Source organism: Enterobacter cloacae complex sp. I2 (assembly GCF_014896205.1).
Classification (GTDB): domain Bacteria; phylum Pseudomonadota; class Gammaproteobacteria; order Enterobacterales; family Enterobacteriaceae; genus Enterobacter; species Enterobacter quasihormaechei.
In genome coordinates, this window is record NZ_JADBRA010000001.1 from 292112 (window position 1) to 310031 (window position 17920).

The window sequence follows — 17920 nt, forward strand, 5'->3', positions numbered from 1 at the left end:
TTCCTCACCCTGAACCGTAATCCGTCTTGCGCTCAGAATACCACAATCAGCCGCTGAATACGTTTCCGGTACCCGGCGCAGTCTTCAGCACCCATACGCGTCCGTAGTGGTTATACCAGCCTGCACGGTGCCCGGCATCCGGGCCGATGCCCTGGTAAATATCGAAGTGCTGGCCTTTGATCGCCCCGCCCACGTCCAGCGCCACCATCAGGCGCAGCTCATACTTGCCGTTGAACTTGCCGTTGTTGTCGAGGAGAGGCACTTCCGCCAGCAGCGTGGTGCCCGCCGGGATAATCGAACGATCCGAGGCCACCGAGGCGCGGCCAATCAGCGGTACGGCGCTCGCCCCTTTCACCGGCGCAAAGTTTTGCGGCTTGAAGAAAACAAACGATGGGTTCTGCTCAAGCAGTTCACGCACTTCCGCTTCGCTGTGCTTTTCGCCCCACTCGCGGATCGCCTGCATCGACATGTCTTCTCGTTTTACTTCACCACGGTCGATAAGCACCTTACCGATGCTGCGGTAGGCATGGCCGTTTTTCCCGGCGTAGCTAAAGAAGTTCAGCGGCGAACCGTCGCCAAAATCAATATAACCGCTGCCCTGCACGTCCATGATGAAGTTATCCATCAGCGAGTTGCTGTAGGCCAGCACGTAATTTTCGCTAAGCGCGCCGGCGTAGATCTCGGCGCGAGACGGCAGACGACCGCGTTTTGGCGGCATACGGTAAATCGGATACTGGAATTCACCCTGACGCGTGTGTCGCGCCTGGACAACCGGCGTGTAGTAGCCGGTAAACTGGACGTTACCGTAGTTATCGGCCCCTTCCATCTGCCAGGCATCAATACCAAACTGGCGCATATTGCGCGTATCACCGCCCGCCTTCAGCCAGTCCTGTACGGCACTATAAACGTTGTTCTGTGCGCCATACAGGCGCGGCGACGCTTTGCGGATCTGGTACACCTGCTCGGAGAAATCCCCGGCATTGATTGGAGCACCCACGGCATCGGGCTGGTTAACTAAAGAGAAAGGCTGGGATAACTTCCCGTCTTTATACTGTTGACCGCGATCGGTCGGTTTGGAAGAGCAGGCCGCAAGAATCGCTACCATTGCGCCTGTCATCAGATACTTCGCCCAACGTCCTTTCATTATATCTCGTCTTTTAGTTGCCCATTTCCGCGTGATGAAGATAACAAACCCACCGTATGAATGAAATGCAATCGCCTTCCCTTTGGCAAATTCTGGACAAAAAATAGTCCAAAGTGGCTATTCCCGTTCATTTTGCATACAAAATAATGAATTATGCGAAAAAGGGGTTGCATCACAAACCTATCCGAGTATAGTGCGCTTCCACGGACGCGGGGTGGAGCAGCCTGGTAGCTCGTCGGGCTCATAACCCGAAGGTCGTCGGTTCAAATCCGGCCCCCGCAACCAACACTTCTAAAAAAATAAACACCCTTAAGGGTGTTTTTTTGTATCTGCCGTTTGTGAAAATGCCGGGCAAGATACCCGGCCTGATGCCCTACCCTCGCCGCGCCAGCGTTTCTCCGTCTGAGAAATAGGCCCGGATACCCGCCAGAATCGACTCCGCCACTTCCTGCTGGAATTTAGCCGTCTTGAGCTTGCGTTCCTCTTCTACGTTACTGATAAACGCGGTTTCGACCAGAATGGACGGAATATCCGGCGCTTTCAGGACCGCAAATCCGGCCTGCTCGACGCTGTTTTTGTGCAGCTTGTTGACCCGGCCCAGCTTGCCCAGCACCGCTTTACCAAACTTCAGGCTGTCGGTAATGGTCAGCGACTGCACCATATCGAACATCGTATGGTCGACGTAACGATCGCCGCTTTTGCTCACCCCCCCGATTAAATCTGAAGCGTTCTGCGTATCCGCCAGGTATCTCGCGGCGGTACTGGTCGCCCCTTTTGTTGACAGGGCAAATACCGACGAGCCGCTCGGCTGGCGGCTGGTGAAGGCATCCGCGTGAATAGAGACAAACAGATCCGCGCGCTGCTTCTGCGCTTTCGCCACGCGGACCTTCAGCGGGATAAAGACATCTTCGTTGCGCGTCATGTAGGCGCGCATATTGCCCTCTTTGTCGATTAACGCCTTCAGACGACGGGCAATTTGCAGCACCACATCTTTTTCGCGGGTGCGATATTTCCCGACGGCGCCGGAATCTTCCCCGCCGTGGCCAGGATCGAGCATGATCACAATCGGTCGGTCGCGCCCCGCCCTGCCCGGCTTCGGCCCGCTTTGCGCTGGTGGAACCTGCCGGTCGAGATCGCCTTTGTTGTAATCTTCAAGGAGTGCCAGGAGCGGATCCTGAATATCCGTGGCATTCGCCGGATAGAGATCCATTACCAGACGCTCCTTAAAGGCGGCAACAGGCGCAAGGGCAAAGAGCTGCGGCTTCACGTTCTGCTTCAGCTCAAACACCATGCGCACGGTTTGCGGATCGAACTGTCCGACGCGCGCCGATTTGATAAACGGATCGTCGCCGCGGATCTGAGCCGCCATGCCTTTCAGCACGGAGTTGAGGTTCACACCTTCGAGATCAACCACCACACGTTCAGGATTGCTGAGGGCGAATTGCTTATATTTCAGCACGCGGTTGGACTCAACCGTCACGCGCGTATAGGTCGACGACGGCCAGACGCGCACCGCGACTACCTGGCTTGTGGCGGCAAGACCCACCTGGCTGACGCTAAGCAACCACATCGCCCCGGCCCCTTTTAACAGGCGGCGGCGGCTTATTGCTGAATTGGATCCCGACATGCTTCTCCCGAGCAATAAAACTGATTAATGAATAAAACGTCTGAATTGACCGAAAACTTTAACGAATGACGCATAAACTGTCATCTATAAAAGGGTAAACAATCATACGCTAACGCACGGATTACTTATCATTTTCTGTGGGTCGCAGAAAATTTAGGCTTGCACGGACGGCCACAATCGAATAAAAATACAGAAATTACGAATAAACATTCATTGAGGGTTGTGTCATGGTTAAGGAACGCAGAACCGAACTGGTCCAGGGATTCCGCCATTCTGTTCCCTATATCAACACCCATCGGGGAAAAACGTTTGTCATCATGCTTGGCGGCGAAGCCATTGAGCATGAAAACTTTTCCAGCATCGTCAATGATATTGGCCTGCTGCACAGCCTCGGCATCCGTCTGGTGGTGGTGTATGGCGCACGTCCGCAAATCGAAGCCAACCTCGCCGCGCATCACCATGAGCCGATTTATCACAAACATACCCGCGTGACGGATGCGAAAACCCTCGAACTGGTCAAACAGGCGGCGGGCCTGTTGCAGCTCGATATTACCGCCCGCCTGTCGATGAGCCTGAATAATACGCCGTTGCAGGGCGCGCATATCAACGTGGTGAGCGGCAATTTTATCATTGCTCAGCCGCTCGGCGTGGACGATGGCGTAGACTACTGCCACAGCGGCCGCATCCGCCGTATTGATGAAGAAGCCATTCACCGTCAGTTAGACAATGGCGCGATCGTTCTGATGGGCCCTGTTGCCGTCTCCGTAACGGGTGAAAGTTTTAATCTGACCTCGGAAGAGATTGCCACCCAGCTGGCCATCAAGCTGAAAGCCGAGAAAATGATTGGGTTTTGCTCTTCACAGGGCGTCGTGAATGATGAGGGCGTAATTGTACCAGAACTTTTTCCGAATGAAGCTCAGGCACGCGTCGAAGCGCTGGAAGCACAAGGCGATTACTATTCCGGTACGGTGCGTTTTCTGCGCGGTGCCGTCAAAGCGTGCCGCAGCGGCGTGCGCCGCAGCCACCTGATCAGCTATCAGGAAGACGGCGCGCTGTTGCAGGAGCTGTTCTCCCGGGACGGTATTGGTACGCAGATTGTGATGGAGAGCGCCGAGCAGATCCGCCGCGCCACCATCAACGACATCGGCGGCATTCTGGAGCTGATCCGGCCGCTGGAGCAGCAGGGCATTCTGGTTCGCCGCTCCCGCGAGCAGCTGGAGATGGAAATCGACAAGTTCACCATCATCCAGCGCGATAACCTGACCATTGCCTGTGCGGCGCTTTATCCGTTCCCGGAAGAGCAGATTGGAGAAATGGCGTGCGTTGCGGTGCACCCGGATTACCGTAGCTCTTCCCGGGGCGAACTGCTGCTTGAACGCGTGGCGGCACAGGCGCGCCAGATGGGTCTGAGCAAACTGTTCGTGCTCACCACCCGCAGCATTCACTGGTTCCAGGAACGCGGCTTCACGCCGGTGGATATTGATTCACTGCCGGAAAGCAAGAAAGAGATGTACAACTATCAGCGCCGCTCGAAGGTATTAATGGCGGACCTGGGTTAACTGGTAGCCCTCTCCTGTTGGAAAGGGCGTTCATTCAGGCAGATTCAAATATCGCGCTTAATCCGCTTCTGCGCTCGGTGCGGGTGGCAATCGCCTGACCCAGCACGCGTTCATCCGCATACAGCGACAGACGCTGACGCGCACGGGTAATGGCGGTGTAGACCAGCTCACGGGTTACGACCGGTGAAAGCTGTGTCGGCAGGATCAGCGCCGCATGGTTGAACTCGGATCCCTGAGATTTGTGTACCGTCATCGCCCATGCCGTTTCATGCTCCGGCAGGCGGCTGGGCTGAACGGACTTCACGCTGCCGTCCGGCAGCTGGAACCACACGCGCAGACCGTTGCCGCGATCGAGCGCAATGCCGATATCCCCGTTGAACAGCCCCAGCGCACTGTCGTTGCGGGAGATCATCACAGGCCTGCCCTCATACCATCGCGAATGCAGCTGGCGGTTAATTCTGCGTTTCTGCACAAGCAGCTGCTCCAGCCTGTCGTTCAGACCCGCGACGCCAAACGGCCCTTCGCGCAGTGCGCACAGAAGCTGGTATTCGCCAAATGCGGCGATGGCCTGCTCGGGCTGACTGCGCTGCTGCACGCAGCTCAGAAAACGCTGATATCCCTGGAGAGCCTCCTCAAGCATTGCCTGATACTCTTCCCCGCTTTGCAGCGATTTCTTTTCTATGTCAGTGAAGGAACCGTCAAACACCGTACGCGTGGCATGCCGATCCCCACGGTTTACCGCCGCCGCCAGCTGGCCGATGCCGGAGTCGCTGCCAAAGCGGTAGCTTTTTTGCAGCAGGCACAGGCTGTCGCGCAGCGCGCCCGCGACGGGTGAGCGATCGGGCTCAAGCGAGCAGCCGGTCAGGCGGGCAAGCTCCTGCGCCCGCGCGGCGGTATAACCATAGCTGGCGTAGGTACAGATATCTCCCAGTACCGCCCCGGCTTCAACGGAGGCGAGCTGGTCGCGATCGCCCAGGAAAACCACGCGCGCATGCGGCGGCAGAGCATCGATCAGGCGCGACATCATGGTCAGGTCGATCATAGAGGCTTCATCCACCACCAGCACGTCAAGATGCAGCGGATTGCCCGCATGGTAGCGCAGACGCTGGCTACCCGGCTGAGCGCCGAGCAGACGGTGCAGCGTACTTGCTTCACCCGGGAAAAGCGCAAGCTGCTCCTGCGTCAGCGGCAGCTGTTGCATCGCGCCGCCCAGAGATTCGGTCAGACGCGCCGCGGCCTTTCCGGTGGGCGCCGCCAGACGAATACGGCATCGCTGCTCGCCTGAAAGCTGGATCAGGGCGGCCAGCAGTTTTGCTACGGTCGTTGTTTTCCCGGTCCCCGGGCCGCCGGAAATCACCGAAATCCGTCGCGTCAGGGCGACAGCCGCCGCCACTTTCTGCCAGTCCGTGGCTTCACCAGAGTCAAACAGACTGTCCAGCGTCTGGCGAAGCTGCGCTTCATCGCAGGGAAGCGGCGCGTTGGTCTCACTAAAGAAACGCGCTACCGTCAGCTCGTTTCGCCACAGGCGGTTCAGGTACAAGCGCTCACCCGAGAGGATCAGCGGTGCCTGGTTTTCTCCCGGCCCGACGGCCGATGATTCGCACAAAATTTTCGGCCAGTCCACCGTCTCACCCAACAGCGCAAAGCAAGACTGGAGGACAGGCGGCATTTTTTCATCAATCACCAGACGCGAGAGCGGCAGACACACATGCCCCTCTCCGGCGTCTTTACTCAAAAGGGCAGCGGCAAGCATCACGGCGGGCTGGTCAGCGGCAATCATCATGGCAAACTGCACGTCCAGCTGACGCAGAACGCGTTGCTCTACCGCATCCAGCAATAAGTCCTGCATCGTCATGCCATCTCCTCCGCGTTTGCTGCAAACAGGTTATCCATTTTATCAATCAGTTCGGCGTTCGGACGAGTACTGAAGATCCCGGAATGCGGATCGGCAGCGTCGACCCCGCGTAAGAACAGGTAGATGACGCCACCAAAATGGTCGTCGTAGCGATAATCCGCAATACGGTGGCGCAAATAGCGGTGCAGCGCCAGGCTATAGAGCTGATATTGCAGATCGTAGCGATGCATTTGCATGGCTGCCGCCATCGCCTGTTGGGTATAGGCTTCGCTGCTCTCGCCCAGCCAGTTGGATTTGTAGTCCAGCAGGTAGTAACGCCCTTCGTGACGGAAGACCAGGTCGATAAACCCTTTCAGCATGCCCTGTACCTGACGGAAGTTCAGCGGCGGGCAGCCGGCTGATAGCGGATCGTACTGACGGATGAGCGCATCGAGCGCGTCGGCCTTAAGCGGACCTTCGACAGGCAGATAAAACTCCATCTCAACCTGCTTATTTTTGGCCGTTAACTGGCGAAGCGAGAAGCCCTGCTCCGTCAGCGGCGCCTGCAAAACGGCGTTGATCCAGTCTGTGAGAACGGGCTGCCAGTGCGCGTCATAGCCTCCGCTCTGTAGCATCCTCAGCACCCACTCCTCACTGACAGGCTGGGTAAAATCCAGCTCCTCAAAGAGGCTGTGTAAAAAGGTGCCCGGCGACGCGCCGCGCGGGAACTGATGCGGGGTTAACGTTGGCTCAACCGGCACCTCTCCCACCCCTGCGGCATCCACGTCCAGCTTCGGCATGAGATCCTGCGCAATACTTTGCCCGTGCTGTTGCAGGCCAGAATAGCTGGTGACTCGCCAGTCGTCGGCAAGCACCCGCGTGATCTGGCGCGCGTTAAGATCGGTGGCGGTCTCTTGCGCCATTTGCCAGCGGCTATTGTCTGGCAGAGTGGGGATATGTAGCGCGATATCGTCACCGCAAAGCGACGCAATGCAGTGGCGTAGCCCCGCCGCATCTTTCGGCTCGCCACGCTGAATAAGCCGCCCTAACGCGCTTAAATGGAAATCGCTCTCCCCCGTTTTTTCTCCGCGACGGCGAAATACGGGCGCGACGCCCAGGCTGCAATGCCAGACAGAACGGGTCAGCGCCACGTATAGCAGGCGCAAATCCTCCGCCAGACGCTCCGCTTCCGCCAGCTCAACGCTGGTTTCTGCTTTGCTGAGATCGAGCACCGCATCGAAAGTCTCGCGGTCATGGTAAAAGGCCTGATCCTGAACGCGGTAGTTCGCGATGAAGGGCAGCCAGACCAGCGGATACTCAAGACCTTTCGATTTGTGAATGGTGACGATTTGCACCAGATGCTTATCGCTCTCAAGACGCATCTGCTGGCTTGAGGCGTTACTGTTGGGATCCGCAATTTGCTGCGCCAGCCAGCGCACAAGGGCATGTTCACTTTCAAGCTGGGTACCCGCTTCCTGCAACAGTTCGCTGATGTGTAAAATATCGGTCAGACGCCTTTCACCGCCGGATGTCGCCAGCATATTTTCGGCAATCTGACGCCGCGTCATCAGCTCGCGAAGCATCGCCATGACGCCGCGTTTTTGCCAGCGCTCACGGTAATGGACAAACTCTTCCACTACCGTATCCCATGCGTTTTCGTCATGGTTAAGTACGTCGATATCCCGCGCGTTCAACCCCAGCATTGAACTGGCCAGCGCGCTTCGAAGCGTATTTTCGCGCTCCGGCGCCAGCACCGCCTGAAGCAGCCAGAGCATTTCCTGGGCTTCCAGCGTGTCGAACACGCTGTCGCGGTTAGAAAGATACACGGAGGGAATATCAAGCAGCGTAAGCGCATCGCGGATCAACGCCGCTTCCTGACGGCTGCGCACCAGCACGGTGATATCAGAGGCTTTAACAGGATTTGCCTGTTCCCCTTTCCACAGCAGCGCCTCGCCGCGCGCGCCTGCGCTCAGCCAGTCACGGATTTGCGCGGCGCAGTGCTGGGCCATCGCCGCCTGATAGTTGGCAACACCATAGCCTTCCCCCTCAAGCAGCCAGAAGGTCATGGCGGGTTGCACCGCACCGCTGACGTCAAAGCGTAAGGTCGCGTTATTTGGGGCAGATTTCACCGGCAGGAAAGGAATTTCATTGAACATGAACGCCGACTCCATGCGGCTGAACAGCGCATTGACGCTCTCAACCATCCCCGGCGCGGAGCGCCAGTTCGTGTCTAACGTGTAGTGCGCGACGACCTCGCTGCGGGCTTTCATATAGGTGAAGATATCGGCCCCGCGGAAGGCATAAATTGCCTGTTTAGGATCGCCTATCAACAGCAGGGCAGTGTCGGGCTGCTGTCGCCAGATGCGGCGAAAAATGCGGTACTGTTGGGGGTCGGTGTCCTGAAATTCGTCAATCATCGCCACCGGGAACCGGGTACGGATCGCGCTGGCGAGCGCTTCACCATTCTCGCTGGACAGCGCCTCGTCCAGGCGGCTCAGCATGTCATCGAACCCCAGCTCGCCCCGGCGACGTTTTTCCCGCGCGACGGCCTGGCGGATCTCCGTCATGGCGCGGGTGATCATCAGATCGTTGAGCGTTAATGGCTCAGCAAGCAGCGCTTCAATCGCCACAAACAGGGGATGCTCGGGCACAATGCCGTCGGCTTTAGTCCGCTCGGTCAAAAAGCGCTGCGAAAATTTTTCCAGTGCGTCCGGAAGCTGGTAGCCCCGCGTCTCCTCCTGGGCCCAGGCGCTGATCTTTTCGATCCACTTCCCCTGGTTCCCACGGTTGAACTTGCGTCTGTCGATGCCTGAGTTTTCGATGATCGCATCAATTTCACCGACCGACTCATTCCACTTCTGCTTAAGCGCGGTAATTTTGGCGACAATCTTTTCATGGCGCGAGGCCAGCGTTTCATCGGCAGGCGGCGGGGATTTGATAACCGGCGCTTCGCCTTGCAGGTAACGGTCGATGGCGCGAAGAAGATCTTCCGGACCTTTCCACAGGGCGTGAACCGCTTCGGCAATGTCGCGCTGCAACGGATAGCAGTGACGACGCCAGAAATCCGCGCAGGCCTGATAGCGAAGCTCGGATTCATCTTCAATAAGCTGTTGCTCAAAGAGCATGCCGGATTCAAACGCATTCAGGCTCAGCATGCGCTGACAAAAACCGTGAATGGTGAAGACGGACGCCTCGTCCATTTGCCGTTCGGCCAGCAGCAGCCATTGCGCAGCCTGTTGCTTATCGGCGATCTCGTCCAGCAGGCTCGCGTAGAGGGGGTTATCCGTGGTCTGGCGCAGACAGGCGATACGCAGTTCATGAATGTTACTGCGAATACGGCCACGCAGCTCGGCAGTGGCCGCTTCGGTGAAGGTGACCACCAGCAGCTCCTCCACGCTTAACGGGCGTGAAAAAGCGGCGCTGCCGCCGAGCCCTAACAGCAGACGCAGATAGAGCGCGGCGATGGTATAGGTTTTTCCCGTTCCCGCTGAGGCTTCAATCAATCGCTCGCCCTGTAGAGGTAAACTTAGGGGATCAAGCGGCTCAGCGGTATGGGTCATTCTTTTTTACTCCAGGGCATAGACTGCTGTAGTGCGCTGACGCTCTTCCAGACGGTCCACTCTTTCGATTTTACGTAGTCCGTTTTCCCGTTCTGGCTGCCAGAGACCTGAGACAGGATGGCCATACCCTGCGGTTTTACCACCGCCTGGTGGAAGAAATCGGCAACCTTTTGTGGCGTCAGCTGTTTTATTTCGGCCACTATTTTATCACGCGAATCAAATTTCATATTACCGCGATCGAAATCTTTGCTCAGCTGCGAGGCTTCTTCGCCCAGCGTCTGCGGCGGCTGCATCACCTGCGCGATAACGGCCTGCTGGATCTGGGCAAACTCCTCCGGCTTCATAGCCCGCAGTTTTGCTTCCGCCTGCGGGAAGAACGCCTGATAGCGCTGCCACAGGTAAGCGGGCTGCTTGTCGCTACTTTGCAGAAGGAAGCCCAGCCCCCACTGGCGGCCCACGTTCATGGAGAAAGCGAACACCGCGTAGCCCAGTTGCTCCTCGGTGCGCAACTGGTTGTAGAACCATGGCTGAATAATTTGTCCAAGCACGGCGCTCTGGGCAGAGCTGGTAAATTCATCATAACCGGTAGGTACAAACACCGCGGCCAGCGCGGAATCGGTGCTGCTCCCCGCTTTTTCGAAGATCGCGTTTTGCTTTTTCTCTACCAGCACGTCCTGGTTACGGCACCACTCATCGCCTTTTGAACCCAGCTGCGTACGGACGTTTTGCGCCAGCGTTTTAGCCTGCTCTTCGCTCATATTGCCCACAACCAGGAACTCCGGACGGGTATTGGTTTTCAGCGCATCACGGTAAGCCAGAACCTCTTTTAAGGTCACAGAGGGCAGTAACGCGCGGCGATCTTCGCGCTGGAAATAAGGAATTTGCGACAGCATCTGCGCCGGCATAATCGCCTGATCGTAGGCTTTCCCCTTCTCCGCAGAATCCATCATCTGCGCATACCAGGACTTAGCCTGCTCAAGCTGTTCTTCCGTCGGCGTGTAGCTGAAATAGCCCTCCAGCAGCGCCTGGAACAGCTGCGGCAAACGCTGGGTATAGCCGTTGGCATTCACCATCAGGCCGTTATTGGCGTTGGTCGAGAAGCTGATGCCGCCAACGGCTGCCTGGTTGCTGAGCTGATCGAGGGCAATACCGGCCAGATAATCGTTCAGCGCAAACAGCACCTGGTTTCGGGCGCTATCCATTGCTTTCGGGTTACGCAGCACCACGCTGACATCCGCTTTTGGCTCGTCGGCGAAATAGCGGCTTGGGGTGTAGACCACCCGCAGCGTCGGCTCATCAACAATCAGCTCCGGGTGCGGATACGCCTTAGCGGGTTTGATCAGCGTGAAATCATCCGGGATGTAGGGGTTAAGCTTCGGCAACTTCAGCGCAATCTCACCCGCCTTTTTCTGCCAGCCCGCGAAGGTCTGTTCGCTGATTTTTTCAACCTGATACGGAGCATCCACGAAGTAGGCCATTTTGTTGTGCGGTTCGTTCGGGCTGATATACCAGACACGGGCATTCTGTGGGGTCATCATCGCCAGACGCGCTTTGAGCGCCCCGGCGTCATACTGGTCGGCAATATTTACCGCATCCAGCGTATATTCCACGGGCACGCGGATCATGGTATCTGCCAGCCACTCAACGTAGTCCATGTCACGCGTGATAGAGGGATAACGGAAATCAAGATCCAGCACGTGCGCCAGCTCGTCAAAGTAGCGTTTATCGACGCCTTTCTCGCGCAGCAGAGAGAGATAGCTAAAAATGGCCGCAAGGACATCGTCACGGTGAGCCAGCCCTTTATCGGTCAGCGTCGCGGAGATTGCCAGCACGCCGCTGTTACCGTTTACGACGGGATCGGAGTCAGCGCGAATACCTTCCACCAGCCCCTGCTTTTGCAGCCAGTCAGAGAGCGTGCCCGGGCTGCGGTTGCCGATAAGATAAGTCACCAGCTCGTCGGTTTTGCTGCGGAACTGCGCCGTGTTGTTATCAATACGGAATTCAACGCGTAAGACCTTGCGGGGCAAGGCCGGGACATAGTGAATAACGATGCCTTTTTGCGCGTCCGTGACAACCGGCACGTTAATCTGCGGCCGCTCGATATTTTTATTTGGCACCCTGCCATAGGTTTGCGCCGCCATATTTGCCAGCGCCGGCAACGGTTTATTACTGTAGATCACCGCTTTCATCAGGTTAGCGGAGTAGTATTTGTCGCGAAACGCATGCAGCGCATCGAGTACCGGGCTACCCGGTTTGTCGCTCAGGGTTTCAAGATTGCCGCCTGAGAAGCGCGAACCCGGGTGCGCCGGGTTGATGGTTTCTGCGCTGACCTGCGCCATGCGCATACCGTCTCGCGTGCGCGCCATGGTCAGTTCGGCGTTCACGGCGTTGCGTTCCCGGTCGGCATATTTTTTATCCAGCAGCGGTGCGGCGATGGCATCCGCCAGACGGTCGACTGCGCCATCAAGCGCATCATTTTCCACTTCCAGGTAAAACGCGGTGCGATATGGCGCGGTACTGGCGTTGTGGCTGCCGCCATGCATTTTCAGAAATTCAGACAGGCTGTCCGGCTGCGGGTATTTTTTAGAGCCCATCAGCGTCATGTGCTCAAGGTAGTGCGCCAGTCCCGGATGGGCTTCAGGATCTTCCAGCGAACCCACCGGCACAACCAGCGCGGAGAGCGATTTCACCGCCTGAGGGTCGGAAACCAGCAGCACGGTCATCCCGTTATCAAGACGAATAGCCTGATACTGACGGGTGTCCTTTTCGCTCTTACGGATTGTTTCCTGGACGGGTTGCCAACCGGAATCGGCCTGAGTGACGGGAGCCCAAAGGGCGATAAACAAAACAAACGCTTTTAACAAGGTGCTGCCTGGCATTACGACCTCTTTATCACGGCTACATCATTAACAACGTGCGTGCTGGACACGCCAGCATCTCTTTCTCTGGGTACATCAGTCCGTGATAAGAGGTGCATCATAAATGAACACCTCATGCTGCGCAATTTTTATACAGCGCTCAGGACTGATTAAATTTGTACAACGGTAACAGGTAGCGTTGCGCCTCTTCCGTGATAATGTCGAAGTATTCTGGCTCCAGCGTTCGCCATAAACGTTGATACCAGACATCGTCGCCCTCGCCACGTACCATCATGTTCCCTTCGTAGGCCTGCAAAAACTTGCTGCGCGCTTTCTGGAGCGAAGCCTCATCCGTTAACATGGCATTATTCTGCGCGTCGTAACAGGCTTTTATCCACGCCCCCCCACTTTCAGGCAGTAAAAGCAGTGGTTTGTTCATGCCCTGACGGTAGCCTTCAATATAAAGCGACAGATACGTCAACGCCTGATCAGGCTTCATGGGCGGGAAGCGCCACTCGCCGTCCTTACGTACAAACAACCGGCTTTCGCCTTCGTGACCATTCGCACAGTAGACAAGATGTTCGAGCCAGAGTTGCAGGCCATGTGAAACGCTGAGCATGGAGGGGCGCCAGCGCAGCAGCCCGTCAGACTGCACGTGCGTGAGCCAGCCGCTGAGGTGGATACCGTTACAATCGAGATCGATTTCAATGCTGCTCGCCGGCTGCCGACACGCGATAACCCGGTCAGCAAGGGCTTGCATCTCTTCGCACTGGGCATCCCAGACGATTTCGCCGAACGCGCCATACGGAAGTAATCCCGACGCCCTGAAACGTCTGAACAGTTTGCTGGCATCTTCTTCGTCAACCAGCGCATTCAGAAGCTGGGAATTGAGCTTAAACCGCTCCAGCCCATCAAGAATAAACGGTTCCGCATCGGGGATTTCGCTCTCTTCCGAGCGGAAGTTCACCTGCAAGCGTTGCTGGAAAAAAGCCCGAACCGGATGCGCCCAAAAGCGCTGTAGCTGCTCAAACGTGAGGGTGTTTATGGCGAGCGGTTCGAGCGCCTGAATAAAATCGGTTTGCGGTGTTCCCTCGTTCTTCGCGGCAGGAAGCCACTCGCGGGCGTAGCTTTGCAGCTCATCAGGAACGTAATTGACAGGATCAAACGGCATTCGGCTATGGTGACAGGTGATATGCGCTTTCACCCGACGTTCGCTTTCGTCGCAGTTACAGGCTTCATCGTCCGGCAGATAGTGACTCTGTCCGATGTAGTCCACCAGCTCCTGCACCAGCACCGACGGGAAACGCTCGCTGTTATCCTGAATTGAACGCCCGATATAGCTGATATAGAGCCTGCTTTGCGCGGACATCAGCGCCTCAAGGAAAAGATAACGGTCATCATCGCGGCGGCTGCGGTCGCCCCGCTTCGGCTGTGCGCTCATGAGATCAAAGCCCAGAGGGGGCAGCGCGCGTGGATAAATACCGTCGTTCATGCCAAGCAGACAAACCACTTTGAACGGGATTGAACGCATCGGCATCAGGGTGCAGATATTCACCGGCCCTGCAAGGAAGCGCTGGCTGATGCGCTCCTGGTCAAGGCGTTGCGTCAGCTCATCGCGCAGAAGCGAAAGGGGAACCGCCTCGTGATAGTGCGAATTTACCCCCTCATCCACGATGGCCTGCCACTGCTTCTCGATAAGCGCCATGGCAGCCTCTGTTTCGCTGTCCGGCAGGAAGAAATCATTCAGCATGTCGCGGCAAACCGGCAGCCACTCTTCAAGCGGGCGGGGCTGCATCAGCGCGCGGCGCCAGCGGTTGAGCTGCATCAGCAGCGAGGCCAGGTGACCTACCAGTTCCGCGATTAACCCGCTGGACTCATCGTACGGCAGCACGTCATTCCATTCGCCATGGATGCTCTCCATCGCATACCCCAGCAGCATGCGGGTAAGGCCAAACTGCCAGGTGTGCTGGCCGGTTGGTGGAAGCTCGAACTCCTGAACGTTGTCATCGTCAATTCCCCAGCGGACGCCGGATTCGTTCACCCACTGACGCAGGTAGCGCAATCCCTCTTCGTTAATGTCGAAACGTGCGGCCAGAACAGGCACATCCAGCAATGCCAGCACATCCTCAGAGATGAACCGGCTATCGGGCAGCGAAAGCAGGCTGATAAAAGCCTGAAGCGCCGGGTGTGACTGACGAGCGCGGCGGTCTGAGATCGCGTAGGGCAGATAGCGGTCACCCGTTGCGCTGCCAAATACCGCCTGAATAAACGGGCTATAGCTGTCGATATCCGCCACCATCACCACGATATCGCGCGGTGTCAGGGTTGAATCGTCCTGCAACATGGCCAGCAGGCGGTCATGTAGAACTTCAACTTCACGCTGTGGACTATGGCAAACGTGGATCGCGATACTACGATCGTCAGGATCCAGTTTTCGCTTCTTATCGCTTCGCGCAAACTCCTCGGCGGTGATCCCGGCAACGGCACGGTTCTCTAAATCCAGAATATCGAGCTGAATATTGTGCAGCAGGCTGTCGGGCGTAATATCCGCAAACGCATCCACGTCCCCCTCTCCCGAGGAGGTGATATCTGAAAGCAGATAAATATAGTCGCGCCCCAGCTTGCCCCACGAGGCAAGCAGCGGGTTCGGCAGGTTCTGAATCCCCTCTTCATCGAAAAGCTGCGCCGCGTTTTCAGTGTCCTTAAACAGCGGCACGGCACGTTCCTCAAAGAGGCGTTTTCGCTGGCGGGTGACCAGCCGTGAAAGCCAGCGCGGATCCTGAATATCTCCCCAGTAGTGCCGACACGGGTTGGTAAAAAGGATATGGATATCAGTGTGCTTACCGAGCGCTTTGAGCGCGTTCAGGTAGACCGGCGGCAGCGCGGAGATACCGCAAATGAACACGCGTGACGGCAAACGGGCTGGCCGTTCTGTGGTGTTCTCGAGTGTTGAGATAAAGCGATCGTACAGGTTAGCACGGTGCCATTTAGGCTGACCGAGCTGCTCGGTATGTTCGACCAGCGCTTTCCAGAGAGGTGCCTGCCAGATTTGCGCTTCCGGCAACCCATCGACTAATTCTCCCGCTTCCCAGCGAATCAGCCATTCTGCACGGTAAACCAGATACTGGTCGTAGAGGTCGGCGGTGCGTGAGGCCAGTTGAAACAGTTTGCGCTTGTCGGTGTCATCATTCAGGTAGTGACGCAGCATGGCGAACTCTTCATGCTCCAGCATGTCCGGCAGCAGCGTCATCAGTTTCCAGGCCATGCTTTGTTTGTTGAAAGCGCTCTGCTCGGGAATATCCGGCAGGACGCGAACAAACATCTCCCAGATAAAGCTCGCGGGCAGCGGAAAATCGATGTTCGCCGCAATGCCAAACTTCTGCGAAAGGGACATTTGCAGCCACTGCGCCATACCGGTGCTCTGCACCAGCACCATTTCTGGCTCAAACGGATCGTCGAGACGCTCTTGCTCAACGATATACTCCATCAGTGCTTCCAGCACATCCAGACGATTTGAGTGGTAAACCCTTAGCATAAACGCTCCCGACTACCGGCTAACCGGGCAATGCAGACGCCTCAACGCGCCCTGCCGCCCCATAGGAGAAATAAGTGTGACCGTGATGCTGACACATCCGGTCTGTGTTGTCTGCCCCCGACTGACCTGCCAGCCCGGCGGGAGCGTCGACGTTGAGATCTGCGTCTGATTCCACGCATGATGCCATAGCTGACGATACTGGCTAAGCGCCGCATACCGGGCCGCCAGCGCGCGATGATATCCGGATAACGCCGTCACAACCACAACCAGCAACATCATTGCCAGCAAAACCTCAACCATGCTAAATCCTTTTTGTCTGCTCAGGGTAACTGACATAGCGCTTTTTCCTTAAGGGGGCAGAAATCGCTCCAGCCGTGGGCAGAAAAGCGTATTTGTCCTTCCGTGATTTCCCCGCCCTGCCAAAGCAATAGATCGTCAATTCCGGCAATAAGCAAAGCCCGCTCCCTGAGCAGCCTTAAACAGACCCGCCAACGCTGCGTCTGCTTGCACTGAACCTCTGGCCGTAAAGCCCAGCGCTGAACGCGTCCCCACTCCAGCGCAGACTGCACGGCAGCCTGCTGGCGAACGGACAGACTCTCATTACTCACCACAGCATTAAAAGTTTTCAGCTGCTGGTTTAATCCGGTGAGGATCAGCGTGCCGAGCACCAGCAACAGCAGGACCAGCGCCAGCGATGACATGCCCCGCTGACGATTCACAGATTAAACCCCGTTACGGTGTGGTGGGCTGAAAAGGGTGTGGTCAGTTCACCTTTGCGCCGGGCGCGCAGCTCGACATTGATTACCGGTGCAAAACCAGCATGGTCGGTTTTGGTGATCATGAACTGCTCGATCAGGATCCGATCGGGGTCGGTGAGTTTATCCCACCCCTTACCTTCACAGGACGTCGCGCCCCGCAGCGTTTCAAGTGCACCGGCTTCAAGCCGAAATCCCGTGCTGTCATTTTCTGACGCGGAGGTATCCCACTGACCGTTGCTGTTTGCATCCCACTGCACAATGGCACATCGCCCTTGCCTGCCGATGATTAACCCTTGCCCCTGACAATGCCCTGCACAATATCCTGCTCGCTGGAGCTGTTTACCCATCGCAAGCAGACGTTGCCACACCTCATCTTCCAGCTCTCGTTGCCCGGATTGCAGTAAAACACCCCGCTGTAGCCCCGGTAAAAAGCGTGACGTGCTGAGTAACAGAATGCTGCTTATTGTCATCGCAATCAGGACCTCCAGAAGGGAGAACCCTTTTTGTTTTACTGGCATAGACTTTCTCCTGCGGCATTACACAGCCTGATACGCCCACCATTTGAGACAACAACCCACCACGCACCGGCGCGGCTCTGCACGCGAACATGTCCGGCCCATGCGGTATCCCTTAAGCCGTAAAATCCCAGCGCAGGCGTGACGTCGCTCAGCGTGACCTCCGGCCATAACGGTTTCATCACGAACGGGCCGCCGCTGTTGCAGCCAGGGACTACAGCGCTGACAAGGCAGGCCTGATTCCCGTCAGCGTGAAGTGCGATCCTGTGCACGCTGTTGTGACGATTTGCGTCGTTTCGCAAAAACACCAGGTAATCCCGCACCTGACAGACTGTCTGCCAGAGCCGCTGCCGCTGTTGCCAGCTGTCCCAGCCATAAAGTCCCGTCGCGCTGAGGATCACGACCAGCGAGATGGCGACAAGGGTTTCGATAAGCGTAAAGCCATGTTCGTTTTTCATGGCGGGAGTGTCGCGGAAAGGCAGAAAAGGCGCGAGCGTCAAACCAGAACATTACGAGCCGCTTTCAGGAGA

General features: G+C 56.9%; 11 protein-coding genes and 1 tRNA gene. 2 read left to right on the forward strand and 10 right to left on the reverse strand.

The genetic code is table 11. The annotated features are described in order from the left end of the window. Positions 1–46 precede the first annotated feature (46 nt). On the reverse strand, positions 47–1144 hold the full coding sequence (mltA, locus tag IM300_RS01480; RefSeq protein WP_063451923.1) for a murein transglycosylase A: 1098 nt from the start codon (positions 1142–1144) through the stop codon (positions 47–49). Between the two features lie 208 nt (positions 1145–1352). Between mltA and IM300_RS01485 the strand changes: the two genes are divergently transcribed. Continuing rightward, positions 1353–1429 (forward strand) — tRNA-Met (locus tag IM300_RS01485). A gap of 88 nt (positions 1430–1517) precedes the next feature. Here IM300_RS01485 and amiC read toward each other — a convergent pair. Continuing rightward, positions 1518–2771 (reverse strand): N-acetylmuramoyl-L-alanine amidase AmiC, encoded by a 1254-nt coding sequence (gene amiC / locus IM300_RS01490; RefSeq protein WP_064909848.1) that lies wholly within the window; start codon positions 2769–2771, stop codon positions 1518–1520. A gap of 227 nt (positions 2772–2998) precedes the next feature. On the opposite strand from amiC, the gene argA reads away from it, so the two are divergent. Further along, positions 2999–4330: an amino-acid N-acetyltransferase gene (gene argA, locus IM300_RS01495; protein ID WP_006811807.1), complete on the forward strand. Its 1332-nt coding sequence runs from the start codon at positions 2999–3001 to the stop codon at positions 4328–4330. A 34-nt stretch (positions 4331–4364) separates the two neighbouring features. Here argA and recD read toward each other — a convergent pair whose 3' ends face one another. The 8 genes from recD to IM300_RS01535 all read right to left on the reverse strand — a co-directional run bounded on the left by recD (position 4365) and on the right by IM300_RS01535 (position 17848). Beyond that, the gene (recD, locus tag IM300_RS01500; RefSeq protein WP_102751069.1) at positions 4365–6185 is read right to left on the reverse strand and encodes an exodeoxyribonuclease V subunit alpha; all 1821 of its coding nucleotides are present in this window, start codon (positions 6183–6185) and stop codon (positions 4365–4367) included. Beyond that, entirely contained in the window at positions 6182–9724 is a 3543-nt protein-coding gene (gene recB, locus IM300_RS01505; protein ID WP_193034967.1) for an exodeoxyribonuclease V subunit beta, read from the reverse strand. Before recB ends, recD begins: the two co-directional genes overlap by 4 nt. Next, positions 9721–12603 (reverse strand): pitrilysin, encoded by a 2883-nt coding sequence (gene ptrA, locus IM300_RS01510; protein WP_193034969.1) that lies wholly within the window; start codon positions 12601–12603, stop codon positions 9721–9723. Before ptrA ends, recB begins: the two co-directional genes overlap by 4 nt. A 139-nt stretch (positions 12604–12742) precedes the next feature. Then, complete coding sequence (gene recC, locus IM300_RS01515) at positions 12743–16117, reverse strand: exodeoxyribonuclease V subunit gamma (protein WP_193034971.1); 3375 nt, start codon at positions 16115–16117, stop codon at positions 12743–12745. Between the two features lie 12 nt (positions 16118–16129). Next, a complete protein-coding gene (locus tag IM300_RS01520; RefSeq protein WP_193034973.1) occupies positions 16130–16453 on the reverse strand; it encodes a prepilin-type N-terminal cleavage/methylation domain-containing protein in 324 nt (107 codons plus the stop codon). Continuing rightward, positions 16438–16836 (reverse strand): DUF2509 family protein, encoded by a 399-nt coding sequence (locus tag IM300_RS01525; protein ID WP_193034975.1) that lies wholly within the window; start codon positions 16834–16836, stop codon positions 16438–16440. Before IM300_RS01525 ends, IM300_RS01520 begins: the two co-directional genes overlap by 16 nt. Then, positions 16833–17393: a prepilin peptidase-dependent protein gene (locus tag IM300_RS01530; protein WP_064909861.1), complete on the reverse strand. Its 561-nt coding sequence runs from the start codon at positions 17391–17393 to the stop codon at positions 16833–16835. The genes IM300_RS01525 and IM300_RS01530 overlap by 4 nt, the downstream gene beginning before the upstream one ends. Continuing rightward, entirely contained in the window at positions 17384–17848 is a 465-nt protein-coding gene (locus IM300_RS01535) for a prepilin peptidase-dependent protein (RefSeq protein ID WP_193034977.1), read from the reverse strand. The genes IM300_RS01530 and IM300_RS01535 overlap by 10 nt, the downstream gene beginning before the upstream one ends. Positions 17849–17920: the final 72 nt, after the last annotated feature.

Coding starts and splice junctions, on each gene's coding strand:
- IM300_RS01535 (WP_193034977.1), bottom strand. CDS start 17,848: ATGAAAAACGAACATGGCTTTACGCTTATCGAAACCCTTGTCGCCATC.
- ptrA (WP_193034969.1), bottom strand. CDS start 12,603: ATGCCAGGCAGCACCTTGTTAAAAGCGTTTGTTTTGTTTATCGCCCTT.
- IM300_RS01520 (WP_193034973.1), bottom strand. CDS start 16,453: ATGTCAGTTACCCTGAGCAGACAAAAAGGATTTAGCATGGTTGAGGTT.
- argA (WP_006811807.1), top strand. CDS start 2,999: ATGGTTAAGGAACGCAGAACCGAACTGGTCCAGGGATTCCGCCATTCT.
- mltA (WP_063451923.1), bottom strand. CDS start 1,144: ATGAAAGGACGTTGGGCGAAGTATCTGATGACAGGCGCAATGGTAGCG.
- recC (WP_193034971.1), bottom strand. CDS start 16,117: ATGCTAAGGGTTTACCACTCAAATCGTCTGGATGTGCTGGAAGCACTG.
- recB (WP_193034967.1), bottom strand. CDS start 9,724: ATGACCCATACCGCTGAGCCGCTTGATCCCCTAAGTTTACCTCTACAG.
- amiC (WP_064909848.1), bottom strand. CDS start 2,771: ATGTCGGGATCCAATTCAGCAATAAGCCGCCGCCGCCTGTTAAAAGGG.
- recD (WP_102751069.1), bottom strand. CDS start 6,185: ATGACGATGCAGGACTTATTGCTGGATGCGGTAGAGCAACGCGTTCTG.
- IM300_RS01530 (WP_064909861.1), bottom strand. CDS start 17,393: ATGCCAGTAAAACAAAAAGGGTTCTCCCTTCTGGAGGTCCTGATTGCG.